Genomic DNA, 25,551 nt, shown 5'->3' with positions numbered 1-25,551 from the left:
CCGGGAGGAACAACGGCGTTCAGCGGCTCCCGGTGACGGGGAAGGAACCGGGAGGTTGCGGCACGGTGACACTGAACCGGGGCACGGGACATCCCTGGGTCGCTCGGCGCGGGTGTGGTGGTCCGGGAACGGCCGATGGAGTGAATTGGTTACGGCGGGTACGGCATTCGGGCGACACCGGCCCGACGCGAAGGGGGCGGGCCGCGACCGGCCCGCCCCCTGAAGTGACCTTCTCGTGCGGTTACTTGACCGCGCCCGCCATCACGCCGGACACGAACTGCCGCTGGAACGCGAAGAACACGGCCAGCGGGATCACCATGGAGAGGAACGCGCCGGGCGCCAGGACGTCGATGTTGTTGCCGAACTGCCGTACCTGTGTCTGCAGGGCGACCGTGATCGGCTGGGTGCCCGACTTGGTGAACACCAGCGCGACCAGCATGTCGTTCCACACCCACAGGAACTGGAAGATGCCGAGGCTGGCGATCGCCGGTCCGCCCAGCGGCATCACCACCCGCGCGAACAGCCTCAGTTCACCGGCGCCGTCCAGGCGGGCCGCCTCCAGCAGCTCGCGCGGGATCTCCGCGAAGAAGTTCCGCAGCAGGAACACCGCGAACGGCAGCCCGTACCCGGTGTGGAACAGGATCACCCCGAGGATCGACCCGAACAGCCCGATCTCGCCGAAGAGTTCGGCGATCGGGATCAGCGCCACCTGCACGGGCACCACCAGCAGGCTCACCACGCCCAGGAACCACCAGTCCCGGCCCGGGAACTCCATCCACGCGAACGCGTAGCCGGCCAGCGCCCCGATCACCACGACCAGGACCGTCGCCGGGACCGTGATCAGCACGGTGTTCAGCAGCGAGTTCGTGATGTCGGAGTTCTCCAGCAGCTTCTGGTAGCTGTCCACGGTGAGCCGGGACGGCTCGGAGAACACCGTCCACCAGCCGCTCCCGCTCATGTCCTGCGGCGAGCGCAGCGAGGACACCAGCAGGCCGATGGTCGGCACCAGCCAGAACAGGCCCACCACGATCAGCACCACGCGGACCAGTCCGCCGCCCAGCTTCTCCACGATCCGGGCACCGACCGGCCGCCGGGCGGGAGCCGCCCGGACCGCGTCGGTCTTCCGGACGCCTTCGGCGGTCACCGTCATCGCCGCACCTCCCGCCTGAGCCGACGGATGTTGAACAGCATCACCGGGACCACCAGCAGCAGCAGGAACACCGAGATCGCGCTCGCGACGCCCGGCTGCCCCTCCGAGAAGCCCTTGCGGTACAGCTCCAGCGCCAGCACGTTCGCGTCGTCCTGGGAGGAGCCGGGCGCGATGATGAACACCAGGTCGAACACCTTCAGCACGTTGATCATCAGCGTGACGACGACGACCGCCAGCACCGGCGCCAGCAGCGGCACGGTGACCTTGCGGAACACCTGCCACTCGGAGGCGCCGTCCACCCGGGCCGCCTCCAGCAGCTCCCGGGGCACGCCCGCGAGCCCGGCCGCGATCAGCACCATCGCGAAGCCCGCCCACATCCACACGTACGCCCCGATGATCGCCGGGGTGACCAGCGCCGGGCCGAGCCAGGAGACGCCGTTGTACGGCTCCCGGAAGTTGTCCGCCGGCAGCCGCAGCCGGGCCCCGTCCGCGGCGGCGGGCAGGGTGAACGTGCCGTCGCCGGACGCCTCGGCGGAGGCCACCACCTCGCCGTCCTTCACCGCCTCGATGCGCATTCCGGCGTACCCCACCTCGGACGGGTCCGGGGCGCCGAGCCTGCCGACGCCCTTGCCGCGGGTGAAGTCCTGCCAGGTGGTGCCGGTGACCTTGCCCGGCTCCGGCTTCGCCGCGACGGCCCGTCGCACACCGTCCGGGAGCTGGTCGGGGGCCACGCCCACCAGCGGCAGGGCGACCGGCCGGCCGGCGCGCACGGTGTCCCTGGTGACGAAGCCCCCGCCGTCCGCCACGAGCGGCGACTTGCGGCCCGGATGCGCCTTGGGGAACGCCGAGGACTGCGCGAACGTGTCGTGCACGCCCGTCCAGACCGCGTTGGCGACCCCCTTGTCCGGGTCCTGGTCGTACACCAGCCGGAAGATGATCCCGGCCGCCAGCATCGAGATCGCCATCGGCATGAAGACGACCAGCTTGAACGCCGTTCCCCAGCGCACCCGTTCGGTCAGCACCGCGAAGACCAGGCCGAGCGCGGTGGCGACCGTCGGCGCGAACACCACCCAGATGACGTTGTTCTTCAGCGCGGTCCGGATGCCGTCGTCGGTGAACAGCGTCTTGTAGTTGTCGAAGCCGGCGAAGCCGTCGCCGGAGGCGTTCGAGAAACTCCGGACGACCGAGTACCCGATCGGGTAGACCACGAGCGCGCCGAGCAGCACCAGCGCGGGCAGCAGGAACAGCGCTGCCACGGTCTTGCGGGTGCCGGTCACGCTCTTGCGACCGCGGGGCGCGGCGGGGCCCGGTGCGGCCCCGGCCGCCGCTGCCGACGCCATGGCCGGATCAGCCCCCGTTCCCGTACGCCGCCGCCGCGTCCCGCTCCAGCTTCGCCTGGGCGCCCGCGACGTCCTTCGGGTTCCTCAGGAAGTCCTGGAGGTCCTTCCACTCGCCCTTGCCGGGCGTGCCGCCGAAGGCCTGCGGGGCCTGGTCGGACATGTCGAAGCGGAAGTCGTCACCGGCCTCGACCAGCGCCTTGGCGATCTTGCGCTGCACCTCGTTCGGGTACGCCGTCAGGGGCACGTTCTTGTTAGGGGAGAGGTAACCGCCCAGCCCGGCCTGGATGCCGGCCGCGTCCGGGGAGGCGAGGAAGGTGACCAGGGCCTGTGCCGCCTTGGAGTCCTTCAGGATCACCGCCGCGTCACCGCCGGAGACCACCGGCGCGCTGTCGCCGACCGCCGGGAAGGGGAACACCTTCGCGTCCGTGCCCACCTTCGACTTGGTCTCGCCGATGTTCACCTGCACGAAGTCGCCCTCGTAGACCATGGCCGACTTCGGCTGGTCGCCGCCGGTGAAGGTCTGGGTGACCGACTGCGGGAACTCCGTCTGCAGCGCGCCCTTCTGGCCGCCCGCGAGATAGTCCTTCTTCCCCCACAGCTCGGCGAGGGTGGTCAGCGCCCGCTTGACCGAGGGATCGGTCCACTTGATCTTGTGCTGGGCCAGCTGGTCGTACTTCTCCGGGCCCGCCTGGGACAGATAGATGTTCTCGAACCAGTCGGTCAGCGGCCAGCCGTCCGCGCCGGCCACCGAGAACGGCGTGACCCCGGAGTCGTACACGGCCTGCGAGGCGGTCAGCAGCTCCTGCCAGGTCTTCGGCTCCTTCGCGCCCGCGTTCTCGAAGACCTGGGCGTTGTACCAGATCAGCGACTTGTTGGCGGCCTTGTAGTAGGCGCCGTACTGCTTGCCGTCGACCTTGCCGATGTCCTGCCAGCCCTGGGAGTAGTTCTCGGCCAGCTCCTTGAGGGCCTCCGCCTTGAGCGGCTTGGCCCAGCCTTTCTGCACGGCCTGCTTGATGGCACCGGGCTGCGGGAGCAGCGCGACGTCCGGCGGCTGGCCGCCCGCGATCTTCGAACCGAGGAAGTTGATGATCGGGTCCTGCGCGGGCACGAAGGTGACCGACGCGCCGGTGCGCTTCTCGAACTCGGCGAGGACCTTCTTGAAGTTGGCCTGCTCGCCACCGGTCCAGACGGCGGCCACCTCCAGCCTGGCGCCGTCCAGCTTCGGCAGGGTGACGGTGGAACCCGTGGTCGCGCCGGGCTTCTCCCCGGTGCCCTCCTTGTCGTCGTCACCGCTGGAGCAGGCGGAGAGCGCGAGGGCCCCCGCGAGCAGGGCGGCGACCGCGGTGACGGCCCGATGGGGCCGGAACGTGCTGCTCTTGCTGTGCATCACTTCCCCGTTCGTTCGTTCTTCGTTGAACGCGCGTTGAACGTAAGAACTCTGTCCCGTGCGGTCCGGTGTACGCCGGGCCGCTCCACCCGGGCAAGAGCACCCGGGGGCCGCACCGGCGGATCGTGATCGGCTCGTAACCGGGCACGTATGCAGGGGAGTTCGCGGGGAAGGAGGGCCTAGAGCAGGGACGGGACCACGGTCGCCGCGACCTCGCGGGCCGCTCGCTCCACCGCGCTCGCCAGCAGGGCCAGGTCGGTCGGGCCGTTGCCCAGCTCCCGCACCGGCCGGCGGGCCGGCGGGTCGCCCACGCGCGCCCAGTCCAGCGGGACCACCGTGGGCCGCTGGGTCGCGGTGCGCGGGATGCGCCCGGTCACCCGGCCGCCCTGGAAGCCCACGGCCGGCCCGTCCGCGTACGTCAGCCGTCCCCGCCCCGGCGCCGGCTGGTCCGGCCCCGGCTGCGGCGCGTCCAGGACGACCCGCAGGGCCGCCCGGCGGGCCGGCTCGGACTGGGCCGTACGGCCGTCGGACCCGGCCGCCGCGACCAGGTGCACCCCGAGCCGGTCGCCGTCCCGGGCCACCGCCTCCAGCGCCCTGATCACCGAGCCCGCGGCGGGCCGGCCCGGCGAGCCGAGCGCCGGGGAGACCAGGGCGTCCAGGTCGTCCACGACCACCACCAGCCGGGGCAGCGGCGGCGCGGCAGCCGCGCGCTGCCGGGCCGCCGCGCCCGGCCGCAGCCGCAGCGTGGAGCTGGGCGGCGCCTCTATGTCACCGGAGGCCGATCCCACGGCGGAGCCCCGCTGGGCCACCATCCGGCCGGACACCTCCCGCCCCGCGTGCCACCGGGCGAAGTCCGTCCGGCCCAGCAGCTCCGCCCGGCGCTTCAGCTCGGCGCTCAGCGACTGCGCGAACTCCCGCATCCGAACCGGGTCGTTGGCGATCAGGTGGGTGGTCACATGCGGGATGTCCGTGCACACGCGCAGGCCCTCGCCCCGCCCGGCGCCCGTGCCGACGCCGTCCCGGCCGTCGAGCAGCGCCACGGCCAGCCGGTCCGGCCGCTCGGCGGCGGCCAGCGAGGCGACCACGGTCCGCAGCAGCTCGGTACGGCCGCTGCCGGCCGGACCCTCGACGAGCAGATGCGGGCCGTCCGCCACCAGGTCGACGGTGACCGGGCCGCGCGGCCCGGCGCCGAGCACGGCCCGGGCCCGGCCGCCCGGGGACTCGGTGTCGTCCGCCGCGTCCGCCCAGCGCGCCATCAGCGACGCCGGGGTGGCGCGGGCCAGTCCCAGCTCGTCCAGCAGCCGGGCCGACCGGGGCAGCGGCACGGCCACCCGTGCGTGCGGCTCGCCGTCCGGGCCGTCCGGGCGCAGCGGCGCCAGGGCCCGCGCGAACCGGTCCGCCCAGGCGGCGGAGACGGCGTCCACGGTGCCGTGCGTACCCGGACCGACCGGGCCGCCCGGCCCGACCCGCAGCAGTTGCAGCGCGGTGGCGACGTCCCCGCTGAGCAGCGCGACGGCACCGCAGTGCCGGAAGGCGGGCGTCACCGCGCAGGCGGCCTCGTAGGTCCGCGCCACGGGGGAGACGGGCGAGGCGGGCTCGGTCTCGGCGAGACACAACAGGTGGATCCCGGCCCGCGGCCCGGCCACGGCCAGCCGGGCGAGGGCGTCCCGCAGGGCGGAACCGCCGGGGTCCCCGTCCACGACGACGACGGTGAACGGCCCCGGGGAGCCGCCGCCCGCGAGAGGGGCGGCGGTACCGGGGGTGCCGAAGGGATCGGGGTCGGGGAGGCCGGAGATCCGGGCGGGCGTGCCCTGCGCGGGTGCGGATATCCCCGCCGGGCCGGCGATCGTCCCGGCGGGTACGGCCATTGCCGCGGCGGTTCCGGTCACCGTTCCCGTCGGTCCGCCCGGCGTCCCGGCGTGGTCCTCCACCCGGCGCAGCAGTTCCTCGATGCGGGCCGCGGCCTGCTCCCGGTCGTACGCCAGCAGCAGCCGGCAGTCCTGGCCGCGGCCCGGCCGGACGTGCGGGAGCCAGCCCAGCCAGGCCCACTCCTCCGTACGGTCCGCCACCGGCCGGGAGTGGTCCGCGCTGATCAGCACGATCTCCAGCAGGTCGGGGGAGTGCAGCGCGGCGAGCTGGGCCAGCACCGCGCGGGCCAGCCCGGACAGCCGGGGGCGCGGACCGGCCAGGCCCAGCGCGCCGGCCTCGCGCAGCGCGGCGGTCACCGGTACGGCGGGCAGGAGCCCCGAGCCGTCCGGCGCGCTCCGGTCGGCCGTGCCGAGCCGCACGGTCAGCGCCTCCGGGTGGCCCGGCCCGCGCTCCCACAGCCGGGGCCCCGGACCGAGCGCCGTCAGCAGCAGCGCGGCCGGGTCCGGCCAGGTGTCCGGTCGCGGTACGGCACCGGCGGCCGGGCCCCCGTCGGCGGCGGGCCCGGGGACGGCGTCGTACGGCACCGCACCGCCCGCCTGCTCCCCACGGCCACCGGTCAGTCGGCGGGCCCAGGCCCCGAACCCACGCCGCCGGGCCCCTTGCGGGACGGCGGCCGGGCGGGAGGGGGCGCCATATTCACCTTCACCGGCATCGCCGGGCACCGGGTGGGTTCCCTGGGGCACGTCGATCCGCCCGGGGTGGTCGCCGTACGGCGCGTCGGCGTGCCCGGGGTGGTCGCCGTACTGCGTGTACGTCGCGCCGGCGGGGCTGGGGAACCCACCCGGCGGCACGTCCGTGCCCCTGACCGGGGTGCTCTTGCGCCCGCCCGGGCGCGGCTCCTCGCCGCCGGGCGCCCCGGCGTACGCCCCTCCAGGCGCCCCGGCGTACGCCGCTCCGGACGTCCCGCCCGGCCCGCCGGCGACCCCGAAGCGGCCCGCGTGGGTGGCGGCACCGCCGGACACCGCGCCCGGCACACCGAGGCCCGCGCTCCTGCTCTCCACGCTCGGCGCCCCGGCCTGCCCCGGCACCACCGGGGACTGCCCGCGCCGGCGGTCCCGGGCCGCCTCGTCGGCAGCCCGGCCGACGGGGGTGTAGGAGCCGTAGGCGTGATGCGTCTCCCCGGAGGGGAAGGAACGCCGGCCGATACCGTCCTGCGCCGGTGCCTCCGGGCGCCCGGCCGTGCCCGGGCCGGAGACCGGTCCCGAACCCCAGCCCGAGACCGGACCCACGCCCGAAGCCGAAGCCGTGGCCGACGTCGGCCCCGCTCCCGGCCCCGGCCCGTCACCGCCCACGGCAACCCGTACGCGGCCCTCCCCGTCCGGCACCGCCCGCACGCGTGTCCCCGCACCGCCCGACGCGGTCACCCGCAGGGCCGACTCCCCGATCCGCAGCAGGCCCCCGGCGGGAACCCGGACCGGACGGTCCGTCACCCGGGTGCCGTCCAGGGACGTGCCGTTCGTGGAACCGAGGTCGACGACCGAGACCCGGCCGTCCGCGCCGACGGTGACCGCGCAGTGCAGCCGGGAGACGTCGGGATCGTCCAGCGGCACGTCCGCGTCGGCGGAGCGGCCCACGGTGATCCGCCCGCCGTGCAGCAGATGGACCCCGCCCGCGTCCGGCCCCGCCACCACGTGCAGCTGCGTCGGCGCGGCGTCCAGCTCGGGATGCGGCTCGGGCGCCGCCGGCGCGCCCAGGGACAGCACGGCGCCGTCGACCAGCGGGGGCTCGCCGAGCGTGCTCCGGCGCGGATCGAGCCGCTCCGCGCCCGCGTACAGCACCACGGACGCGCCGGCCTCCCGCCCCGCGCCCCCCTCGCCCGCGACCGCCCCGGCCAGCGCCGAGGCCACCGCGCCCAGCTCCGTGCCCACGGGCGCCGTGACCAGCACGTCGCGGCTCACGGCGTGGCCCCGCTGCGGGGGCGGACCGAGCGGGTCTACGACGGTCAGCCGGATCTGCATCGGCGTCAGCGGTCCCTTCTGCGCGGGTCTGCGCGGGCGCGGACTTCCCCCCACCCCACACGAGCACGTCGGCCAGCGGCCGCCGGAACCGTCCCGGCGGACTGCTGGAGGCATCCTCGCACCTGCCGTCGGCAACGCGCCCGGAACCCGATGGCAAGTGATCTTGATTGGTCGGCTCTGCCCCCAAAAGTGCCGGACCCGGACCCCGTCGGCGATCAGTTGAGATCGGTCACGTCCGGTCCCGGGCAACCGGAGGACCGCGACCGGCGTCTTCCGGTCGGACCCGCTCCGAACGCCCCGGGGATGCCCGGGAACGCGTGGGTGGTGCCCCGTAGCACGGCACTACAGTGGGGCGGAACACCGGGACACCGGGCCCCGGGACACCGGGACCGGACGCACCGGGAGCAAGCGACAGCAACCAGCAGGGAGCGCGTGACGTGCGGCCAGTCGGCAGCAAGTACCTGCTTGAGGAGCCGCTCGGACGCGGCGCCACAGGCACTGTCTGGCGTGCCCGCCAGCGCGAGACGGCGGGCGCCGAGGCCGCCGTGCCCGGACAGCCGGGGGAAACGGTCGCGATCAAGGTCCTGAAGGAGGAGCTGGCGAGCGACCCGGACATCGTGATGCGCTTCCTGCGGGAGCGCTCCGTGCTGCTCCGGCTCACCCACCCGAACATCGTCCGGGTCCGGGACCTGGTCGTGGAGGGCGATCTGCTGGCCCTGGTCATGGACCTGGTCGACGGCCCGGACCTGCACCGCTACCTGCGCGAGAACGGCCCCCTCACCCCGGTCGGCGCGGCCCTGCTGACCGCGCAGATCGCCGACGCCCTCGCCGCGAGCCACGCCGACGGCGTCGTCCACCGCGACCTGAAGCCCGCCAACGTGCTGCTCATGCAGCAGGGCGGCGAGATGCACCCGATGCTGACCGACTTCGGCATCGCCCGCCTCGCCGACTCCCCGGGCCTGACCCGTACCCACGAGTTCGTCGGCACCCCCGCCTACGTCGCCCCGGAGTCCGCCGAGGGCCGCCCGCAGACCTCCGCCGTGGACGTCTACGGCGCCGGCATCCTGCTGTACGAGCTGGTCACCGGCCGTCCGCCGTTCGCCGGGTCCACCGCCCTGGAGGTGCTGCACCAGCACCTGAGCGCCGAGCCGCGCCGCCCCTCCACCGTCCCGGACCCGCTGTGGACGGTCATCGAGCGCTGCCTGCGCAAGAACCCGGACGAGCGGCCCAGCGCCGAGAACCTCGCGCGGGCCCTGCGGGTCGTCGCCGAGGGCGTCGGCGTGCACGCGACCGCCGCGCGGATCGCCGCCGCCGACGGTGTCGGCGCGCTCCTCGCCCCCGACCCGGCCCCGACCGCCGTCCCGGACGCGCCCGGCGCCGCCGACCCCACCCAGGTGCTGCCGGCGAACGCGCCGGCGGGGGCGTACGACCCGAACGCCGCGACCAGCGTGCTGCCGCACACCGACGGCCCGGCCGGCGCCGCCGACCCCACCGCCGTGCTGCCGAACACGGGCGCCGCCGATCCCACGGCCGTCCTGCCGCCGGTCCCGCCGAACCAGCAGGGGCAGCAGGGGCAGTACGGCCCGCAGGGGCAGCAGCCCGAGCAGCCGCACCCCTGGCAGAACCAGCTGCGCGCCGCCCGCGACCGCAACGAGCAGACGCAGATCCAGTACCTGGACCCGGACGAGGACCCGCTGCGCCGCCGCCCCCAGCGGCAGGTCGCCCCCCGGCCCCAGCAGCAGCCGCGCCCGGCACCCCAGCCCCGCCCGCAGCAGCCCCAGCCGCGCGGCCGGCAGCGCCCGCAGCAGGCACCGGGCCCCGGCTACCCGCCCCAGCAGCCCCGGTACTCCACGCCCCAGCCGTCGCAGCCCCAGCAGCCGCAGCGGTACGCGCCGCCCGCCCCGCCCGAGCCGCAGCGCCCCGCGCGCGAGCCCCGGGCGCCGCGGCAGCGCGGCGCCAACCCGATGAAGATCCCCGGGCTCGGCTGCCTGAAGGGCTGTCTGTTCACGATCGTCATCCTGATCGTCGTCAGCTGGCTGATCTGGGAGCTGACCCCGCTGCAGGACTGGATCGGCACCGGCAAGGGCTACTGGGACCAGCTGAGCGACTGGGTCGGCAAGGTGGGCGGCTGGATCGACGACCTGGGCGGCTCCTCCGGGAACTGACCGTCAGGCCGTCCCCCGGGAACCGGCCGTCAGGTTGGAGATTTGTCGACACCTGGCGGGTGATTTCCGCCTCCACGGAGAAGGTTGGCTCCCCGGACGCGTAGTTTTAACGACAACACGCGTCTGTAGGAGCAGTCTTGGCACGGAAGATCGGCAGCCGGTACACCGCGAACCAGATCCTGGGGCGGGGAAGCGCCGGGACGGTGTGGCTGGGCGAGGGACCGGAGGGCCCCGTCGCCATCAAGCTGCTGCGTGAGGACCTCGCCTCCGACCAGGAGCTCGTCGGACGCTTCGTGCAGGAGCGCACCGCGCTGCTCGGCCTGGAGCACCCGCGCATCGTCACCGTGCGGGACCTGGTGGTCGACGGCAACGACCTGGCCCTGGTCATGGACCTGGTCCGCGGCACCGACCTGCGCACCCGGCTGGAGCGGGAGCGGCGGCTCGCCCCCGAGGCGGCCGTCGCGATCGTCGCCGACGTCGCCGACGCGCTGGCCGCGGCCCACGCGGCCGGGGTCGTCCACCGGGACGTCAAGCCCGAGAACGTCCTGCTGGACATGCAGGGCCCGCTCGGACCGGGCGGCGCCCACCCCGCGCTGCTCACCGACTTCGGCGTGGCCAAGCTGATCGACTCGCCCAAGCGGACCCGCGCCACGAAGATCATCGGCACCCCGGACTACCTGGCCCCCGAGATCGTGGAGGGCCTGCCGCCGCGCGCCGCCGTGGACATCTACGCCCTGGCGACGGTCCTGTACGAGCTGCTGGCCGGCTTCACCCCGTTCGGCGGCGGGCACCCCGGCGCGGTGCTGCGCCGGCACGTCACCGAGACCGTCGTACCGCTGCCCGGCATCCCCGAGGAGCTGTGGCAGCTGCTCGTGCAGTGCCTGGCCAAGGCCCCCGCCTCCCGGCTGCGCGCCTCGGAGCTCGCGGCGCGGCTGCGTGAGCAGCTGCCCACGCTGGCCGGGCTGCCGCCGCTGGAGGTGGACGAGCCCGGGCCCGCCGAGGACGAGGCCGAGGAGCCCGCGCCGGCCGCCGCCCCGGAGGGCGAGCCGGTACGGCGGCGCGGCGCGGTGTCCCTGGTCCCCGGAGCCCGGCCGGACTCCAACCGGGACACCCACACCTCGATGCGGGTGCCCGCGCCGGACGAGCTGGCCGGCGGCGCCCACGGGACCGCCCGCGTGCCCCGGGCCGCCGGCGCGCCCCGTCCGGGCTCGGCCCGCCACCGGGCCGCGGTGCGGCGCCGCCGGGTGACGCTGGGCGTGGCCGGGGTGCTGGTGGCGGCCGCCGTGGGCGTCGGCGCGTGGTTCGCCTCCGCCGACGGCGAGGACCAGGCGCCCCAGGACACGCACAGCACGTCGGCGCCCTGAGCCCCGGGGCGGACGCGGCCGGCCGGGCACGGGCACGCCGGGCCCCTGGGACCCGGGGCGGACGCGGCCCGGCCGAGGACGCTTGCCACAGCCGTTACGCTGGAAGGCGTGGCAGTCGTCGATGTATCCGAAGAGCTGAAGTCCCTCTCCTCGACCATGGAGTCGATCGAGGCCGTCCTGGACCTCGACAAGCTGAGGGCAGATATCGCCGTGCTTGAGGAGCAGGCGGCGGCCCCGTCCCTGTGGGACAACCCGGACGAGGCGCAGAAGATCACCAGCAAGCTCTCCCACCTCCAGGCCGAGGTCAGGAAGGCGGAGGCGCTGCGCGGCCGGATCGACGACCTCGCGGTCCTCTTCGAGATGGCCGAGGAGGAGGACGACCCGGACACCCGCGCCGAGGCCGAGTCCGAGCTGGCCTCGGTGAAGAAGGCGCTGGACGAGATGGAGGTCCGTACCCTCCTGTCCGGTGAGTACGACTCCCGCGAGGCGCTCGTCAACATCCGCGCCGAGGCCGGCGGCGTCGACGCGGCCGACTTCGCCGAGAAGCTCCAGCGCATGTACCTGCGCTGGGCCGAGCAGCGCGGCTACAAGACGGAGCTGATCGAGACGTCGTACGCCGAAGAGGCCGGCATCAAGTCGACCACCTTCGCCGTGCAGGCGCCGTACGCCTACGGCACCCTCTCCGTCGAGCAGGGCACGCACCGCCTGGTGCGCATCTCGCCGTTCGACAACCAGGGCCGCCGCCAGACGTCCTTCGCGGGCGTCGAGGTGCTGCCGGTCGTCGAGCAGTCCGACCACGTCGAGATCGACGAGTCGGACCTGCGGATCGACGTCTACCGCTCCTCCGGCCCCGGCGGCCAGGGCGTCAACACGACCGACTCCGCCGTCCGCATCACCCACCTGCCCACCGGCATCGTGGTCTCCTGCCAGAACGAGCGGTCGCAGATCCAGAACAAGGCCACCGCGATGAACGTCCTCCAGGCCAAGCTGCTGGAGCGGCGCCGCCAGGAGGAGCAGGCCAAGATGGACGCCCTCAAGGGCGACGGCGGCAACTCCTGGGGCAACCAGATGCGTTCGTACGTGCTGCACCCCTACCAGATGGTCAAGGACCTGCGCACCGAGCACGAGGTGGGCAACCCGGAGGCCGTGTTCAACGGCGAGATCGACGGGTTCCTGGAGGCCGGTATTCGCTGGCGCAAGCAGCAGGAGAAGTAACTTTGTCGACATGACAACTGCCGTCCGATGGGCGGCAGTTGTTCTTTTGTCCGGGTTTTACATCACACTCACAGGCTTCAATTCCCCGTAAACGCCACCCCTTCGGACAATGCGCCCGCAACGCCCTTGACGTTGCTTTGAAAAATCGGAAGGGTGGGGCGGCGGCATGCGTACTCGCGGGGCGCATGTGAACCGGGGGATCGAGTTGACGCACTCTTCGTCACCAGCTGCCTCCGTCGATCACGGCACGCCCGCCCCATGCGCCGCCTCATTGACGAACAGCTACTGGGGGTAGCAACCATATGACGAAGAAGACGCGGATCCGGGTCGCGCGGATAGCCGCCGGCGCCGTGATCGCGGCGGGTGCCTCGCTGACCGCGGCGGGCGCGGCTTCCGCCCTGGACCTCGATGTCCAGGCGGGTCCGATCAGCCTCGGCGTGAGCGGTGTGGGCGCCGACGGCGGGAACACCGACGGGGGCGGGGGCGACTGCCCGATCGGCATCTGCACCGACGGCGGTCCGACCACCGGTGATCCCACCACGACGACCGGCGGTCCGACCACGACGACCGGCGGTCCGACCACGACCACCGGTGACCCCACCACGACGACCGGCGGCCCGACCACGACCACCGGTGACCCCACCACGACCACCGGCGGTCCGACCACGACCACCGGCGGCCCGACCACCGGTGACCCGACCACGACGACCGGCGGTCCGACCACGACCACCGGCGGTCCGACCACGACCACCGGCGGCCCCACCACCACGGGCGGCGGCCCGACCACCGGTGGCCCCACCGACGGCGGCAACGGCAACTCCGGTGGCAACGGCAACTCGGGCACCAACGGCAATGGCAACTCCGGCGGCAACGGGAACTCCGGCGGCAACGGGAACGGCAACTCGGGCGGCAACGGCAACGCCGGCAACAGCGGCACCGACGGCGGCAACGGGAACTCCGGCGGCGACAGCGGCACCGGCTCCACGGGTTCCACCGGCTCCACGGGTTCCACCGACGGCGGCACCGGCGGCAACAACACCACGCCCAACGGCGGCGGCAACAACACCGTCCCGCAGGACGCCGGCTCCTCGGCGCTGACGGACACCGGCTCCGACACCGTGGCCCAGGGCGGTGACAAGCAGCTCGCCGAGACCGGTGCCGGTCAGACCGCGTTCCTGCTCGTCGGCGCCGCGACCATGATCGCCGGCGGTATCGGCTTCCGCGTGCTGCCGCGCCTGGTCAACGGCCGGGGCGGCGTCGCGGCCTGAGCGTAGCCCTGCGCTCACGCACCGCACGCACCACGCACACGTAAGGGCCTGGAGCCTCGCGCTCCGGGCCCTTACGGCGTTCTCACGCCGTCTGGTGCGCCAGCAGCGCCACCGCGGCGATCAGCACCGCCAGCAGCGCGATCAGCGCCATCGGGTTCAGCCCGTTCAGGCCCCCGAAGAAGCCCTCCTGCTGCAGTCGCTCGCGGTTGGCACGGCACACCGGGCACCGGCCCTCGCTCACGGGCGCCGCGCAGTTCGCGCACACCAACCGGTCGTACGTCATGCGCTCGCCCTCCTTGCACCGGCCATCACATGTACAACGCTCACGGAAGCGGGAACGTTCCCCGGCGCTCCCGTCGTCCTTCGCCTTCCTTCTTCCACTGTGCCAGGTTCCCGCGGAGCGTGCGCGGGGCCCGCACGCGGGGGGAGGAGGGGGGTACGGACACCGGGAGGTACAAAAACGTACAAGTCTTGCCCAACCTCAACCTGCGCCTGCGCTTGCACACCCGGTTCGCGTATGGTCACGCTCATCTACCCCCGGCGACCCGTGGTGCATCCGTGATCCGATTCGACAACGTCTCCAAGGTCTACCCCAAGCAGACCCGCCCCGCACTCAGGGATGTCTCCCTGGAGGTGGAGAAGGGCGAGTTCGTCTTCCTCGTGGGGTCCTCCGGCTCCGGAAAGTCCACCTTCCTGCGGCTCATCCTCCGCGAGGAGCGGTGCAGCCACGGCCAGGTGCACGTGCTCGGCAAGGACCTCGCGCGCCTGTCCAACTGGAAGGTGCCGCAGATGCGCCGCCAGCTGGGCACCGTCTTCCAGGACTTCCGGCTGCTGCCGAACAAGACGGTCGCGGAGAACGTGGCCTTCGCCCAGGAGGTGATCGGCAAGTCCCGCGGCGAGATCCGCAAGTCCGTGCCGCAGGTGCTCGACCTCGTCGGGCTCGGCGGCAAGGAGGACCGCAGGCCCGGCGAGCTGTCCGGCGGTGAACAGCAGCGCGTCGCCATCGCGCGCGCGTTCGTCAACCGGCCCAAGCTGCTCATCGCCGACGAGCCCACCGGCAACCTCGACCCGCAGACCTCCGTCGGCATCATGAAGCTGCTCGACCGGATCAACCGGACGGGCACCACCGTCATCATGGCGACGCACGACCAGAACATCGTGGACCAGATGCGCAAGCGCGTCATCGAGCTGGAGAAGGGCCGCCTCGTCCGCGACCAGGCCCGCGGCGTCTACGGCTACCAGCACTGACCGCACCCAGTTCCCGAAAGGCCTGAAGAAGTAGCCATGCGCGCCCAGTTCGTCCTGTCGGAGATCGGTGTCGGTCTCCGCCGCAACCTGACGATGACCTTCGCCGTCATCGTCTCCGTCGCCCTGTCCCTGGCCCTGTTCGGCGGTTCGCTGCTGATGAGCGACCAGGTCAGCACCATGAAGGGCTACTGGTACGACAAGGTCAACGTCTCGATCTTCCTGTGCAACAAGCACGACGCGGAGAACGACGTGAACTGCGCCAAGGGCGCGGTCACCGAGGACCAGAGGAAGCAGATCCTCGCGGACCTCAAGCAGATGCCGGTCGTCGAGAAGGTGACCTACGAGTCCCAGGACGAGGCGTACAAGCACTACAAGGAGCAGTTCGGCAACTCCCCGCTGGCCGGCTCGCTGACGCCGGACCAGATGCAGGAGTCGTACCGGATCAAGCTCAAGGACCCGCAGAAGTACCAGGTGATCGCGAGCGCGTTCAACGGGCGGGACGGCGTGCAGTCGGTGCAGGACCAGAAGGGCATCCTGGACAACCTCTTCCAGCTGCTGAACCTGATGAACCGGGGCGCGCTCGGCGTGATGGCGATGATGCTGATCGTCGCCCTGCTGCTGATCGTCAACACCGTGCGCGTCTCGGCGTTCAGCCGCCGGCGCGAGACCGGCATCATGCGCCTGGTCGGCGCCTCGGGCTTCTACATCCAGGCGCCGTTCATCGCCGAGGCCGCGGTCGCCGGACTCATCGGCGGCGGCCTGGCCTGCGTGGCCCTGGTGCTCGGCCGGTACTTCACCATCGACCACGGCATGGACCTCTCCCACAAGCTGACCCTCATCAACTTCGTGGGCTGGGACGCGGTGTTGACCAAGCTGCCGCTGATCCTGGCGACCAGCGTGCTGATGCCGTCCCTTGCGGCGTTCTTCGCGCTGCGCAAGTACTTGAAGGTGTGACGCACACCAAGAAGGGCCGCACGGGCAACCGCCCGTGCGGCCCTTCGCGTTGTCCTAGACTCACCGCCATGTCAGGCCGCGATCCCCTCTGTAGTCCCCGCCGCGTCCGCCGCGGCGCCGCCCTGACACTGGTCTTCGCCGGGGTGCTGGGGGCCGGCGCCGCCACCGGCGCCTTCCCGGGGCCCGGCGCCCCCCAGCGCAGGGCCGTCGCCGCACCGGCGGACCCGGCCGGCCGGCCCGAGGCCGTGCGGGAGGCCGCCGCCGAGGCGATGGCCGCCGGCAAGTCCCCGACGGAGGCCGCCGAACGGGCCGTCAGTCGCAGCGGCGACCGCTGGGCCGCGGTCTACTCCGAGGGCGAGTACGAGGAGTTCCAGGACGCGCTCGACGGCCGCTACACCGGCGTCGGCCTGTGGGCGCGGCAGGAGCCGGACGGCCGGATCGAGGTCACCCGCGTGCGGCCCGGCTCGCCCGCCGCCGGCGCCGGGATCCGGGCCGGCGACCGGCTGCGCAGCGTCGACGGCCACCGCACCGACGGCCGGCCGGTCACCGAGGTGATCGCCCTGCTGCGCGGCGACGGCACGGCGGGCGCCGCGGCCGGTACGACGGTCACGCTCGGCCTGGAGCGGGGCACGCGCGCGTGGACGAGGACCCTGCGCCGGGCCAGGCTGTCCACCGACCCCGTGACCGTGCGCCGGCTGCCCGGCGCGGTCACCGCCGTGAAGGTCTCCGCGTTCACCAAGGGCTCCGCCGACGCGGTCCGCGCGGCCCTGCGCACCGCCCCCGCCGACGGCCGCACCATCCTCGACCTGCGCGGCAACTCCGGCGGCCTGGTCACCGAGGCCGTGGCCACCGCCTCCGCCTTCCTGGACGGCGGCCTGGTCGCCACCTACGACGTCGACGGCGCCCAGCGCGCCCTGCACGCCGACCCGGGCGGCGACACCGCCCGGCCCCTGGTCGTCCTCGTGGACGGCGGCACCATGAGCGCGGCCGAGCTGCTCACCGGCGCCCTCCAGGACCGGGGGCGCGCGGTGGTGATCGGGTCGCGCACCTTCGGCAAGGGCTCCGTCCAGATGCCGGTGAAGCTGCCCGACGGCTCGGTGGCCGAGCTGACCGTCGGCCACTACCGCACCCCGTCCGGGCACACCGTCGACGGCCGGGGCATCACCCCCGACCTGGAGGCGGGCCCGGAGCAGGCCCTGTCACGGGCCCGTACGGTGCTCACCGGGCTGGGCGACCCGTCGTAGCCGCGCCGCGCACCCCCTCGAAATCGGCTGTACTCACCACCCCTGTGTGGTGCGAAAATGGGCGGCACTATGAGCAAGGGAATGTACGTACCGAAGGAGTCCCAGCCCAAGCAGGGCGGCGGGGCCGCCAAGGCCAGGGACGGCGAGAAGGGCGGCAAGCGCAAGATCGTCGCCCAGAACAAGAAGGCCCGGCACGACTACGCGATCATCGACACCTTCGAGGCCGGGCTCGTGCTCATGGGCACGGAGGTCAAGTCGCTGCGCGAGGGACGGACCTCGCTGACCGACGGCTTCGTCCAGATCGACCGGGGCGAGGCGTGGCTGCACAACGCCCACATCCCCGAGTATCACCAGGGCAGCTGGACCAACCACTCCGCGCGCCGCAAGCGCAAGCTGCTCCTGCACCGCGCGGAGATCGACAAGCTGGAGTCGAAGTCCCAGGAGACGGGACACACCATCGTGCCCCTCGCCATCTACTTCAAGGACGGCCGGGCGAAGGCGGAGATCGCTCTCGCGCGGGGCAAGAAGGAGTACGACAAGCGGCAGACGCTGCGCGAGCAGCAGGACCGGCGTGAGGCGGCCCGGGCGATCGCGGCGGCGAAGCGCCGGCAGCGCGGCGCCTAGCCGGCCGGCCCACGGGAACCGGCAGACCGACGAGAACCGGCAGGCCGACGGGAATAGGCTGGCATCGGCCCGCGTTGTTCCCGTACGATGGCACCTGCACCTCACAGTGGGTGCGCACCTTGAGAAATCAACATGGGGATGATCGGTTTCGACAGCGGCTGTCGAAGCAGGGGAAGCGTGTCGAGGAAGCGGCAATGATCTCGTAAACCATATGTCGCAAAAAATAATCGCCAACACCAAGCGCGATTCCTTCGCCCTCGCTGCCTAAGTAGCGACTCGCGAAGTGTCAGCCCGGGGCTGTTCCCGACCCGGATCCTGGCATCAGCTAGGGAACTAAACCTCTAGACCCGGTCACGGGGTGTAGAGGGAAATCAAACAGTGACTGAGCCCGTCGGAGACTTGTCCGCGTGATCTCCGGGGCCGAGAAAATCGCAGCGGACTGCACACGGAGAAGCCCTGATTCCGCACCGTTGGACGCGGGTTCGATTCCCGCCATCTCCACGAGGCCCCCAAGGGGGCCGACCCCATGTGGGCCAAGGCCCCGTCACCCCTGGTGGCGGGGCCTTCGCCATGCCTCCTCCCGTCCGCCCGCCCCGCCGACGAGCAGGGCCAGGACGGCCGCCGCGGCCGGTACGGCGAAGGCGCTGACGGGGGAGAGGTGCTCGGCCGCCCAGCCGCCCGTCGCCGAGCCGCAGGCGATCCCGGCGAGCAGCCCGGTCACCATCAGGCTCATGCCCTCGTTCAGCCGGTCGGCAGGGGTGCGCCGCTGCACCAGCGCCATCGCCGTGACCATGGTCGGCGCGGTCGCCATGCCCGCGACCAGCAGCGCCCCGGCGAGCACCACGAGCGAGCCGGTGCCGGCCGCCGCCCAGGGCAGCGTCATCAAGGCGGCCATCGCCGCCAGGCACCGGACGAGCCGGGGCCCGGCCGGTCCGGACGTCCCGTACGCCCCGTAGGCCAGCCCCGCCGCGCACGAGCCCGCCGCCTGGAGCGCGAGCACCGCCCCCGCCGCCGCGCGGTGTCCGTGCGCGTCGGCGTAGGCGATCGTGACGACCTCCATGGAACCGAACACGGCTCCGGTCGCGGTGAAACAGACCAGCAGCGCCGGGATGCCCGGGCTGCGCAGCGGCGACGGCGCCCGGGACCGGGCCGTCGCCGGCGGCTCGGTCGCCCGCTGGGCGGTGAACAGCAGCATCCCGGCGAGCAGCAGTACCGCCCCTGTGAGCGTGCCCGCCTCCGGGAAGAACGTCCCGGTCAGGAAGGAGGCGAGGACCGGCCCGAGCATGAAGCACAGCTCGTCCGCGGCCTGCTCGAACGCGTTCGCCGTGTGCAGCGCGCCGGGATCGTCCCGCAGCAGATGGGCCCAGCGGGCGCGGGAGAGGCCGCCGGTGTTCGGGGTGGTCGCGGTGGCGGCGTAGGCCGCGAAGAGGGTCCAGTCGGGGGCGCCCGAGCGGACGCACAGCAGCAGCGCGAGGCTGCCGAGCACGGAGACGACCGTGGCCGGCAGGGCGATCCGGGCCTGCCCGTGCCGGTCCACCAGCCGGGCGACGAAGGGCCCGGCCACCGCGGTCGCCGCGAGCCCGGTCGCGGTGACGGCGCCGGCGAGGGCGTACGAGCCCCGGGAACCGGCGATCATCACGACCGCGCTCACGCTGAACATACCCATGGGAAGGCGGGCGAGGAGATTGCCGGCGGTGAAGGCACGGGCGCCGGGGAGCGCGAACAGCCGCCGGTACCCGGCCAGTCGGGTCGTACTCTTGCGTATCCGGCGGTCCTGGGAGGTCGGTTGAGGCATGCCCCCACGGTCACCCGGGGCGGATCACCGGGTCCAACACCTGTACGACGCCGATTGACGCACCCGCGTTGTAAATTCGCTCCGTGCCCGCATCCCTGGACCCGCGCCTGCTGCGCGCCTTCGTCGCCGTGGCGGAGGACCTGCACTTCACCCGGGCCGCGGCCCGCCTCTACGTCGCCCAGCAGGCGCTCAGCCGTGATGTACGGCGCCTGGAGCGGGAGTTGGGCGCGGAGCTGTTCGTCCGCACCACCCGGCAGGTCACCCTCACCCCCGACGGCGAGCGCCTGCTGCCGCACGCGCGCCGGGTCCTCGCCGCCCAGGACGACCTGCTCGCCGCGTTCGCGGCCGGCCAGGCCCGCCCCCTGCTGGTCGACCTGAACTCGCCGGGCCTGGCCACCGGCCGCCGGGTGCTGTACCGGGCCCGCGAACTCGCCCCCGACTGCGAGCTGATGGCCCGCTACGAGAGCGGGCTCACCAAAGCCGCCGCCGATCTGCTGGCCGGCCGCCTGGACGTCTCCTTCGGCCGCTTCGCCGGACTCGACCCGGCGCTCCGCTCCGGCCTCGCGCAGCAGCCGGTGCGGTACGAGCCGATGGCCGTCGTCCTGCCCGAGGACCATCCGCTGGCATCCCTGCCCGAGGTCCCGGTGTCCGCGCTGGCCGGGGAGACGGTGTACGCCGGCGCGGGCAACCCGCACACCCGGGAGTGGACCGACCTGGCCCTGCGCCTGTTCGAGGGCCGGGGCATCCGGCTCGCGCCGCCGCTGCCGATGGCCGTCGGCGACGAGGAGTTCGCCCGCGTCATGGCGAAGACCGGCAACCCGGTCCTGGCGGTGGTGGACTTCCCGCCCATGCCCGGCGCGGTCCGCCGGCCCCTCGTGGCCCCCGTCCCGCTGTCCCCCGTCTCCCTGGTCTGGCGCAAGGGCCTGGTCCACCCCGGCCTGACGGCCCTGAGAGACGCGGCGCGGCGGACCGCCCGGTCGGAGGGCTGGCTGCGCCGCCCGCCCGACGCGTGGCTCCCGGCGGAGGACGAGGAAACCATGAAGACGTCTGGCATCACGCCGGATGGGCGACCGCGTCCCGCTGCAACTGGACGGCGGCGAGCAGGCTCAGGTCCGGCTCGGCCTGGCGCAGCGCCTTGATCGCGGCGACGGAGTCGATGTCCCCGGCGAACCCGACCCCGGCGAGCCGCTCGCGCACCCACGCGGCCCGCAACGGCCCCTCGTCCGCCCCGGCGACACCCCCGACCACGGCGAGGGCCCGCTCCAGCCCGGCCCGCTCCCGCTCCGGGGCCCCGTCCAGCGCCTCCCGCAACGCCTCCAGCACGACGTCCGAGTCCCGGATGACGAGCACACAGTCCTGCTTCTTGCCGAATCCCACGAGTCCCTTCATGCGGTTCATGGTGAATCGGCCGGACCGCCCCCTCCAAACCACTTGAGCAGATCCAGAGGGTCAGGCCCCCTCACCGGGCACCCCCCGCCCGAGTGAGAGCAACGTTCCCTTCCGGTCACCCGCTGCCACAGTGCGGAAACGCGCCCTTTCTACCTTCGGACCGAGTCAACCGAGTCAGTGGTCGGCAGACCGAGCAGCCGGAGCATCGTGGAGGCGTGATGACAGCCCCAGCCCCAACCCGTCGTGGCCGCTGGATCGATCGCTGGGATCCGGAGGACGAGGCGTTCTGGAACGCGACCGGGGAGCGGATCGCCCGCCGGAACCTGTGGTTCTCCGTGCTGTCGGAGCACATCGGGTTCTCGGTGTGGACCCTGTGGTCCGTGCTGGTGCTGTTCATGGGCCCCGAGTACGGGCTGACCCCCGCCGACAAGTTCCTGCTGACCTCGATGGTGACGCTGGTCGGCGCGGTCGTCCGGGTGCCGTACACCTTCGCCGTGGCCGTCTTCGGCGGCCGGAACTGGACGGTCGTCTCGGCGAGTCTGCTGCTCGTCCCGACCATCGCCGCGTTCACGGTGATGAAGCCGGGCACGTCCTTCTCCACCTTCCTCCTGGTGGGCCTGCTGGCCGGTATCGGCGGCGGCAACTTCGCCTCCTCCATGACCAACATCAACGCCTTCTTCCCCCTGCGGAAGAAGGGGTGGGCGCTCGGGCTCAACGCGGGCGGCGGCAACATCGGCGTCCCCGTCATCCAGCTCGTCGCGCTCGCCATCATCGGTGCGAGCGGCGGCCCGCGCGTGCTGCTCGGCATCTACATCCCGCTGATCGTCGTGGCCGCCGTGCTCGCCGCGCTGTTCATGGACAACCTGGCCTCGGTGAAGAACGACACCGGCGCGGCCAAGGACGCGGCCCGGGACGGCCACACCTGGATCATGGCCTTCCTCTACGTCGGCACCTTCGGCTCCTTCATCGGCTACAGCTTCGCCTTCGGCCAGGTGCTGACGAACCAGTTCGGCCGGACCCCGCTCCAGGCGGCCTACCTCACCTTCATCGGCCCGCTGCTCGGCTCCCTGATCCGCCCCGTCGGCGGCTGGCTCGCCGACCGCTACGGCGGCGCCCGCATCACCCTGTGGAACTACGTCGGCATGGCCGCCGCCACCGCCGTACTGATCGTTGCCGGCATGCAGAAGTCGCTGCCGCTGTTCGTGTCCGTCTTCGTCGTGCTGTTCGTGCTCAGCGGCCTCGGCAACGGATCGACGTACAAGATGATCCCCGGCATCTTCCAGGCCAAGGCCCTGGCCCGGGGGCTCGAGGGCGAGGCGGCCGTCGCCCACGGCCGGCGGCTGTCCGGCGCGGCCATGGGACTGATCGGCGCGGTCGGCGCGCTCGGCGGGGTCGGCATCAACCTGGCCTTCCGCCAGTCCTTCCTTTCCTACGGCTCCGGGACCGGCGCCTTCGTCGCGTTCCTCGGCTTCTACGCTGTCTGCTTCGTGGTCACCTGGGCCGTATACCTTCGCCGTCCGATCGGGCGGGTTCCGGCCACGGTGTCCGCATCCGAGGAGAAGAGCCGGCTCAGCTATGCCGAGGTGTGACGTAACACCGGCGACATCGGGCCGTACCGAGCCTGTCACGCAGTGTTGACAGGCTCGTCCGGCGCGCCGGTCAGCTAGGAGAGCCCTATGTACGACGAAGAGCAGCAACCCGAGCACGGACCCCTCGCCGGGTTCACCGTGGGCGTCACCGCCGCGCGCCGGGCCGAGGAACTGGGCGCCCTGCTCCAGCGGCGCGGCGCCACCGTCCTGCACGCTCCCGCGCTGCGGATCGTGCCGCTCGCCGACGACAGCGAACTGCTCGCCGCCACCCAGCAGATCATCGACCGGGGTCCGGACGTCGTCGTGGCCACGACCGCCATCGGCTTCCGGGGCTGGGTCGAGGCCGCGGACGGCTGGGGCCTCGGCGAACAGCTGCTGGGCGAGCTGCGCGGGGTACGGCTGCTGGCCCGCGGCCCCAAGGTCAAGGGCGCGATCCGGGCGGCGGGCCTCACCGAGGAGTGGTCGCCCTCCTCGGAGTCCCTGGCCGAGGTCCTCGACCGGCTCCTGGAGGAGGGCGTCGACGGCAGCCGCGTCGCCGTACAGCTGCACGGCGAGCCCCTTCCCGGCTTCGTGGAGTCGCTGCGGGCCGCCGGCGCGGAGGTGCTCCCGGTGCCCGTGTACCGCTGGATGCCCCCGGAGGACACCGGCCCGCTGGACCGCCTGCTGGACACGGCCGTCGGCCGCGGCCTGGACGCCCTCACCTTCACCAGCGCCCCCGCCGCCGCCTCCCTGCTCTCCCGCGCGGAGGAGCGCGGCCTGCTGGGCGAGCTGCTGTCGGCGCTGTCCCACGACGTCCTGCCCGCCTGCGTCGGCCCGGTCACCGCGCTGCCCCTCCAGGCCCACGGGGTGGACACGGTCCAGCCGGAGCGCTTCCGCCTCGGTCCGCTGGTGCAGCTGCTCTGCCAGGAACTCCCGGCCCGCGCCCGGGTGCTGCCCGTCGCCGGGCACCGGGTGGAGATCCGCGGCCACGCGGTCCTGGTCGACGGCGCGCTCAAGCCGGTCCCGCCGGCCGGCATGTCCCTGCTGCGCGCCCTGGCCCGCCGCCCCGGCTGGGTGGTCCCCCGCGCGGACCTCCTCAAGGCCCTGCCCGGCGCGGGCCGCGACGAACACGCTGTGGAAACGGCCATGGCCCGCCTGCGCACGGCCCTCGGCGCGCCGAAGCTGATCCAGACGGTGGTGAAGCGGGGCTACCGGCTGGCCCTCGACCCGGCGGCGGACACCAAGTACGCGGACTCGTAGGGCGGCCGGCCGCACGCCACCGCCTTCGGGACCCGGCGCGGGGTTCCGTCATGGCGTGCGGAACCCCGGACCGTGGCGGGCGCCCCGTTCCCCGCGCGAGGGCTTCCGGCCCCACCCCCCGCCAGGCACTGTGGAGAAGGCGGGACGCGATGGTCCCGTATGCCGTCCGCGCGCGGGGGCGTACGCCTGTGCGCGGTTTCTGCCTAGGCGGTGACTGGCACATGGCACTCGGTGGAGGCACGCCCGCGTACCCGCTGCGGTTCGATGCCGGACGGGTGTGTCTGGACCTGCTCGCCACCCGGCATCCGGGCGAACGCCTGGACGGGGTGGGCGCGTTGCGCGCGTGGATCACCGGTGCCGGGCTGGTGCCGGACGGCACCCCGCTCGGGCACGCGGACGTCTCCTGGCCGGTCGCCTTCCGGGAACTGCGGGCCGACATCGGGTCCTTGGTGCGCGCGCTGCTGCGTGGTGAGGCGGCCGCGTACGGGGGCGCGCTCGCCCGGGTCAACGCCGCCGCCCGGGCCGTGCCGCCCGCGCCCGTCGCCGTACCCGGGGAAGACGGTTGTCTGGTACGGGAGTTGGCGGGGCCGCCCGGATGTGCCGGGCTGCTCGCCGTCGTCGCCCGGGACGTCGTGGAGCTGCTCACCGACCCCGTCGCGCGGGCCTCGCTGCGGCAGTGCGCGGGGGAGGACTGTCCCCTCGTGTACCTCGACACCTCCCGGGGGCGGCGCCGGCGCTGGTGTTCCAGCGAGGTGTGCGGCAACCGGGAACGGGTCGCCCGCCACCGGCGGCGGACCGCGCCCGCCCGCGCCTGACGCACGGACACCGGGCCGGTTTCCCGCGCAGGACCACCCGACGCCGGGACATGCGCGGCCGCCCCGCCCGGCCGTGTCCCCCGGGTGAAGATCCCGAGGTGGAAATGTGCGGGCATGTCCCGGTCGGCGGCCCGACACCGGGAAATCCGCGCCTCCGGTTTGAACGCCCCGCCGCCCCGCTGCGTACGGGTGGGCGAGCGACCGACTGGGGGAACCCCCGGACACCGGAGGTGGGCGTGCGCAAGGATGCGGCCGTGGCCAAGGACCGTGGAACGAGGGCCCGACATCGCATGTCCGCACACCCCGCGGAGCCCCGCGTGCCCGCGCCGTCCGCGGAGCCGGACGAGGATCTGGTGCGCGCGCTGTACCGGGAGCACGCCGGTCCGCTGCTCGCCTACGTCCTGCGGCTGGTCGCCGGTGACCGGCAGCGCGCCGAGGACGTCGTACAGGAAACGCTTATCCGTGCCTGGAAGAACGCCGGTCAGCTCAATCGGGCGACCGGTTCGGTACGCCCCTGGCTGGTGACGGTCGCGCGCCGCATCGTCATCGACGGCCACCGCAGCCGGCAGGCCCGGCCGCAGGAGGTCGATCCGTCGCCGCTGGAGGTCATCCCCGCGGAGGACGAGATCGACAAGGCGCTGTGGCTGATGACGCTGTCGGACGCGCTCGACGACCTGACCCCGGCCCACCGGGAGGTCCTCGTCGAGACGTACTTCAAGGGGCGTACCGTCAATGAGGCGGCCCAGACCCTGGGCATACCCAGCGGAACCGTCCGTTCCCGGGTGTTCTACGCCCTGCGGTCGATGAAGCTGGCACTGGAGGAGCGGGGGGTGACGGCGTGATGAGCAGCGGGTACGGGGGAGAGCGGGGATTCGGAC

At 73.4% G+C, this 25,551-nt stretch carries 20 protein-coding genes and 1 other RNA gene; 14 read left to right on the top strand and 7 right to left on the bottom strand.

Annotated features, from left to right (window positions below; all coding sequences use genetic code 11):
* Positions 1 to 241 precede the first annotated feature (241 nt).
* The 4 genes from IE251_RS19620 to IE251_RS19605 form a co-directional block, all read right to left on the bottom strand.
* Positions 242 to 1,150, bottom strand: coding sequence for a carbohydrate ABC transporter permease (locus IE251_RS19620; RefSeq protein ID WP_189754270.1), 909 nt, complete (start codon positions 1,148 to 1,150; stop codon positions 242 to 244).
* Entirely contained in the window at positions 1,147 to 2,490 is a 1,344-nt protein-coding gene (locus IE251_RS19615; protein WP_229896850.1) for a carbohydrate ABC transporter permease, read from the bottom strand. Before IE251_RS19615 ends, IE251_RS19620 begins: the two co-directional genes overlap by 4 nt.
* Positions 2,491 to 2,497: 7 nt before the next feature.
* On the bottom strand, positions 2,498 to 3,877 hold the full coding sequence (locus tag IE251_RS19610; RefSeq protein WP_189754269.1) for an ABC transporter substrate-binding protein: 1,380 nt from the start codon (positions 3,875 to 3,877) through the stop codon (positions 2,498 to 2,500).
* Between the two features lie 179 nt (positions 3,878 to 4,056).
* The gene (locus tag IE251_RS19605) at positions 4,057 to 7,764 is read right to left on the bottom strand and encodes an FtsK/SpoIIIE domain-containing protein (protein WP_189754268.1); all 3,708 of its coding nucleotides are present in this window, start codon (positions 7,762 to 7,764) and stop codon (positions 4,057 to 4,059) included.
* Positions 7,765 to 8,201: 437 nt separating this feature from the next.
* Between IE251_RS19605 and IE251_RS19600 the strand changes: the two genes are divergently transcribed.
* From IE251_RS19600 to IE251_RS19585, 4 genes are all read left to right on the top strand, one after another.
* Entirely contained in the window at positions 8,202 to 9,929 is a 1,728-nt protein-coding gene (locus tag IE251_RS19600) for a serine/threonine-protein kinase (protein WP_189754267.1), read from the top strand.
* A 137-nt stretch (positions 9,930 to 10,066) separates the two neighbouring features.
* On the top strand, positions 10,067 to 11,293 hold the full coding sequence (locus tag IE251_RS19595; RefSeq protein ID WP_189754266.1) for a serine/threonine-protein kinase: 1,227 nt from the start codon (positions 10,067 to 10,069) through the stop codon (positions 11,291 to 11,293).
* 108 nt (positions 11,294 to 11,401) lie between these two features.
* Positions 11,402 to 12,508 carry a peptide chain release factor 2 gene (gene prfB, locus IE251_RS19590; RefSeq protein ID WP_030782864.1) on the top strand — a complete coding sequence of 369 codons (1,107 nt, stop codon included), beginning with the start codon at positions 11,402 to 11,404 and terminating at the stop codon, positions 12,506 to 12,508.
* A gap of 302 nt (positions 12,509 to 12,810) precedes the next feature.
* On the top strand, positions 12,811 to 13,776 hold the full coding sequence (locus tag IE251_RS19585) for a hypothetical protein (RefSeq protein ID WP_189754265.1): 966 nt from the start codon (positions 12,811 to 12,813) through the stop codon (positions 13,774 to 13,776).
* Between the two features lie 82 nt (positions 13,777 to 13,858).
* On the opposite strand, the gene IE251_RS19580 is transcribed toward IE251_RS19585, so the two are convergent.
* Positions 13,859 to 14,059: a hypothetical protein gene (locus IE251_RS19580; RefSeq protein ID WP_030782860.1), complete on the bottom strand. Its 201-nt coding sequence runs from the start codon at positions 14,057 to 14,059 to the stop codon at positions 13,859 to 13,861.
* 275 nt (positions 14,060 to 14,334) lie between these two features.
* Between IE251_RS19580 and ftsE the strand changes: the two genes are divergently transcribed.
* From ftsE to ssrA, 5 genes are all read left to right on the top strand, one after another.
* Entirely contained in the window at positions 14,335 to 15,024 is a 690-nt protein-coding gene (gene ftsE / locus IE251_RS19575; RefSeq protein ID WP_030610589.1) for a cell division ATP-binding protein FtsE, read from the top strand.
* A gap of 36 nt (positions 15,025 to 15,060) precedes the next feature.
* Positions 15,061 to 15,978, top strand: coding sequence for a permease-like cell division protein FtsX (gene ftsX / locus IE251_RS19570; protein WP_030782857.1), 918 nt, complete (start codon positions 15,061 to 15,063; stop codon positions 15,976 to 15,978).
* Between the two features lie 68 nt (positions 15,979 to 16,046).
* Entirely contained in the window at positions 16,047 to 17,222 is a 1,176-nt protein-coding gene (locus IE251_RS19565) for a S41 family peptidase (protein WP_189754264.1), read from the top strand.
* An 81-nt stretch (positions 17,223 to 17,303) separates the two neighbouring features.
* Entirely contained in the window at positions 17,304 to 17,846 is a 543-nt protein-coding gene (gene smpB / locus IE251_RS19560) for an SsrA-binding protein SmpB (protein ID WP_030782854.1), read from the top strand.
* Between the two features lie 134 nt (positions 17,847 to 17,980).
* Positions 17,981 to 18,350, top strand: a transfer-messenger RNA (tmRNA) gene (gene ssrA, locus IE251_RS19555).
* A gap of 40 nt (positions 18,351 to 18,390) precedes the next feature.
* Here the strand turns inward: ssrA and IE251_RS19550 are convergent.
* The gene (locus IE251_RS19550; RefSeq protein ID WP_189754263.1) at positions 18,391 to 19,641 is read right to left on the bottom strand and encodes an MFS transporter; all 1,251 of its coding nucleotides are present in this window, start codon (positions 19,639 to 19,641) and stop codon (positions 18,391 to 18,393) included.
* Positions 19,642 to 19,724: 83 nt separating this feature from the next.
* Here IE251_RS19550 and IE251_RS19545 point away from each other — a divergent pair, with 83 nt between their 5' ends.
* Positions 19,725 to 20,780: a LysR family transcriptional regulator gene (locus IE251_RS19545; RefSeq protein ID WP_189754262.1), complete on the top strand. Its 1,056-nt coding sequence runs from the start codon at positions 19,725 to 19,727 to the stop codon at positions 20,778 to 20,780.
* Here IE251_RS19545 and IE251_RS19540 read toward each other — a convergent pair.
* Positions 20,695 to 21,030 (bottom strand): hypothetical protein, encoded by a 336-nt coding sequence (locus IE251_RS19540; protein WP_189754261.1) that lies wholly within the window; start codon positions 21,028 to 21,030, stop codon positions 20,695 to 20,697. The two genes, IE251_RS19545 and IE251_RS19540, sit on opposite strands and share 86 nt — an antisense overlap.
* A 218-nt stretch (positions 21,031 to 21,248) precedes the next feature.
* Here IE251_RS19540 and IE251_RS19535 point away from each other — a divergent pair, with 218 nt between their 5' ends.
* The 4 genes from IE251_RS19535 (at position 21,249) to IE251_RS19520 (ending at position 25,515) form a co-directional block, all read left to right on the top strand.
* A complete protein-coding gene (locus tag IE251_RS19535; RefSeq protein ID WP_189754260.1) occupies positions 21,249 to 22,619 on the top strand; it encodes a nitrate/nitrite transporter in 1,371 nt (456 codons plus the stop codon).
* An 87-nt stretch (positions 22,620 to 22,706) separates the two neighbouring features.
* Entirely contained in the window at positions 22,707 to 23,858 is a 1,152-nt protein-coding gene (locus tag IE251_RS19530; protein WP_189754259.1) for a uroporphyrinogen-III synthase, read from the top strand.
* Positions 23,859 to 24,079: 221 nt separating this feature from the next.
* A complete protein-coding gene (locus tag IE251_RS19525) occupies positions 24,080 to 24,673 on the top strand; it encodes a CGNR zinc finger domain-containing protein (protein ID WP_189754258.1) in 594 nt (197 codons plus the stop codon).
* Between the two features lie 230 nt (positions 24,674 to 24,903).
* A complete protein-coding gene (locus tag IE251_RS19520; protein WP_189754257.1) occupies positions 24,904 to 25,515 on the top strand; it encodes a sigma-70 family RNA polymerase sigma factor in 612 nt (203 codons plus the stop codon).
* Positions 25,516 to 25,551: the final 36 nt, after the last annotated feature.

Source organism: Streptomyces eurythermus, assembly GCF_014649115.1.
Taxonomy (GTDB): Bacteria; Actinomycetota; Actinomycetes; order Streptomycetales; family Streptomycetaceae; genus Streptomyces; species Streptomyces eurythermus.
Note: the sequence above shows the minus strand (reverse complement) of the source record. Positions and strands in the feature narration are given on the sequence as shown.

Bases quoted from the DNA above. Each gene is read 5' to 3' on its own strand.
- IE251_RS19580 (WP_030782860.1), bottom strand. From the start codon at position 14,059: ATGACGTACGACCGGTTGGTGTGCGCGAACTGCGCGGCGCCCGTGAGC.
- IE251_RS19565 (WP_189754264.1), top strand. From the start codon at position 16,047: ATGTCAGGCCGCGATCCCCTCTGTAGTCCCCGCCGCGTCCGCCGCGGC.
- ftsX (WP_030782857.1), top strand. From the start codon at position 15,061: ATGCGCGCCCAGTTCGTCCTGTCGGAGATCGGTGTCGGTCTCCGCCGC.
- IE251_RS19540 (WP_189754261.1), bottom strand. From the start codon at position 21,030: ATGAAGGGACTCGTGGGATTCGGCAAGAAGCAGGACTGTGTGCTCGTC.
- IE251_RS19610 (WP_189754269.1), bottom strand. From the start codon at position 3,877: ATGCACAGCAAGAGCAGCACGTTCCGGCCCCATCGGGCCGTCACCGCG.
- IE251_RS19620 (WP_189754270.1), bottom strand. From the start codon at position 1,150: ATGACGGTGACCGCCGAAGGCGTCCGGAAGACCGACGCGGTCCGGGCG.
- IE251_RS19535 (WP_189754260.1), top strand. From the start codon at position 21,249: ATGACAGCCCCAGCCCCAACCCGTCGTGGCCGCTGGATCGATCGCTGG.
- IE251_RS19550 (WP_189754263.1), bottom strand. From the start codon at position 19,641: ATGCCTCAACCGACCTCCCAGGACCGCCGGATACGCAAGAGTACGACC.
- smpB (WP_030782854.1), top strand. From the start codon at position 17,304: ATGTACGTACCGAAGGAGTCCCAGCCCAAGCAGGGCGGCGGGGCCGCC.
- IE251_RS19605 (WP_189754268.1), bottom strand. From the start codon at position 7,764: ATGCAGATCCGGCTGACCGTCGTAGACCCGCTCGGTCCGCCCCCGCAG.
- IE251_RS19585 (WP_189754265.1), top strand. From the start codon at position 12,811: ATGACGAAGAAGACGCGGATCCGGGTCGCGCGGATAGCCGCCGGCGCC.
- IE251_RS19530 (WP_189754259.1), top strand. From the start codon at position 22,707: ATGTACGACGAAGAGCAGCAACCCGAGCACGGACCCCTCGCCGGGTTC.
- IE251_RS19615 (WP_229896850.1), bottom strand. From the start codon at position 2,490: ATGGCGTCGGCAGCGGCGGCCGGGGCCGCACCGGGCCCCGCCGCGCCC.
- IE251_RS19525 (WP_189754258.1), top strand. From the start codon at position 24,080: ATGGCACTCGGTGGAGGCACGCCCGCGTACCCGCTGCGGTTCGATGCC.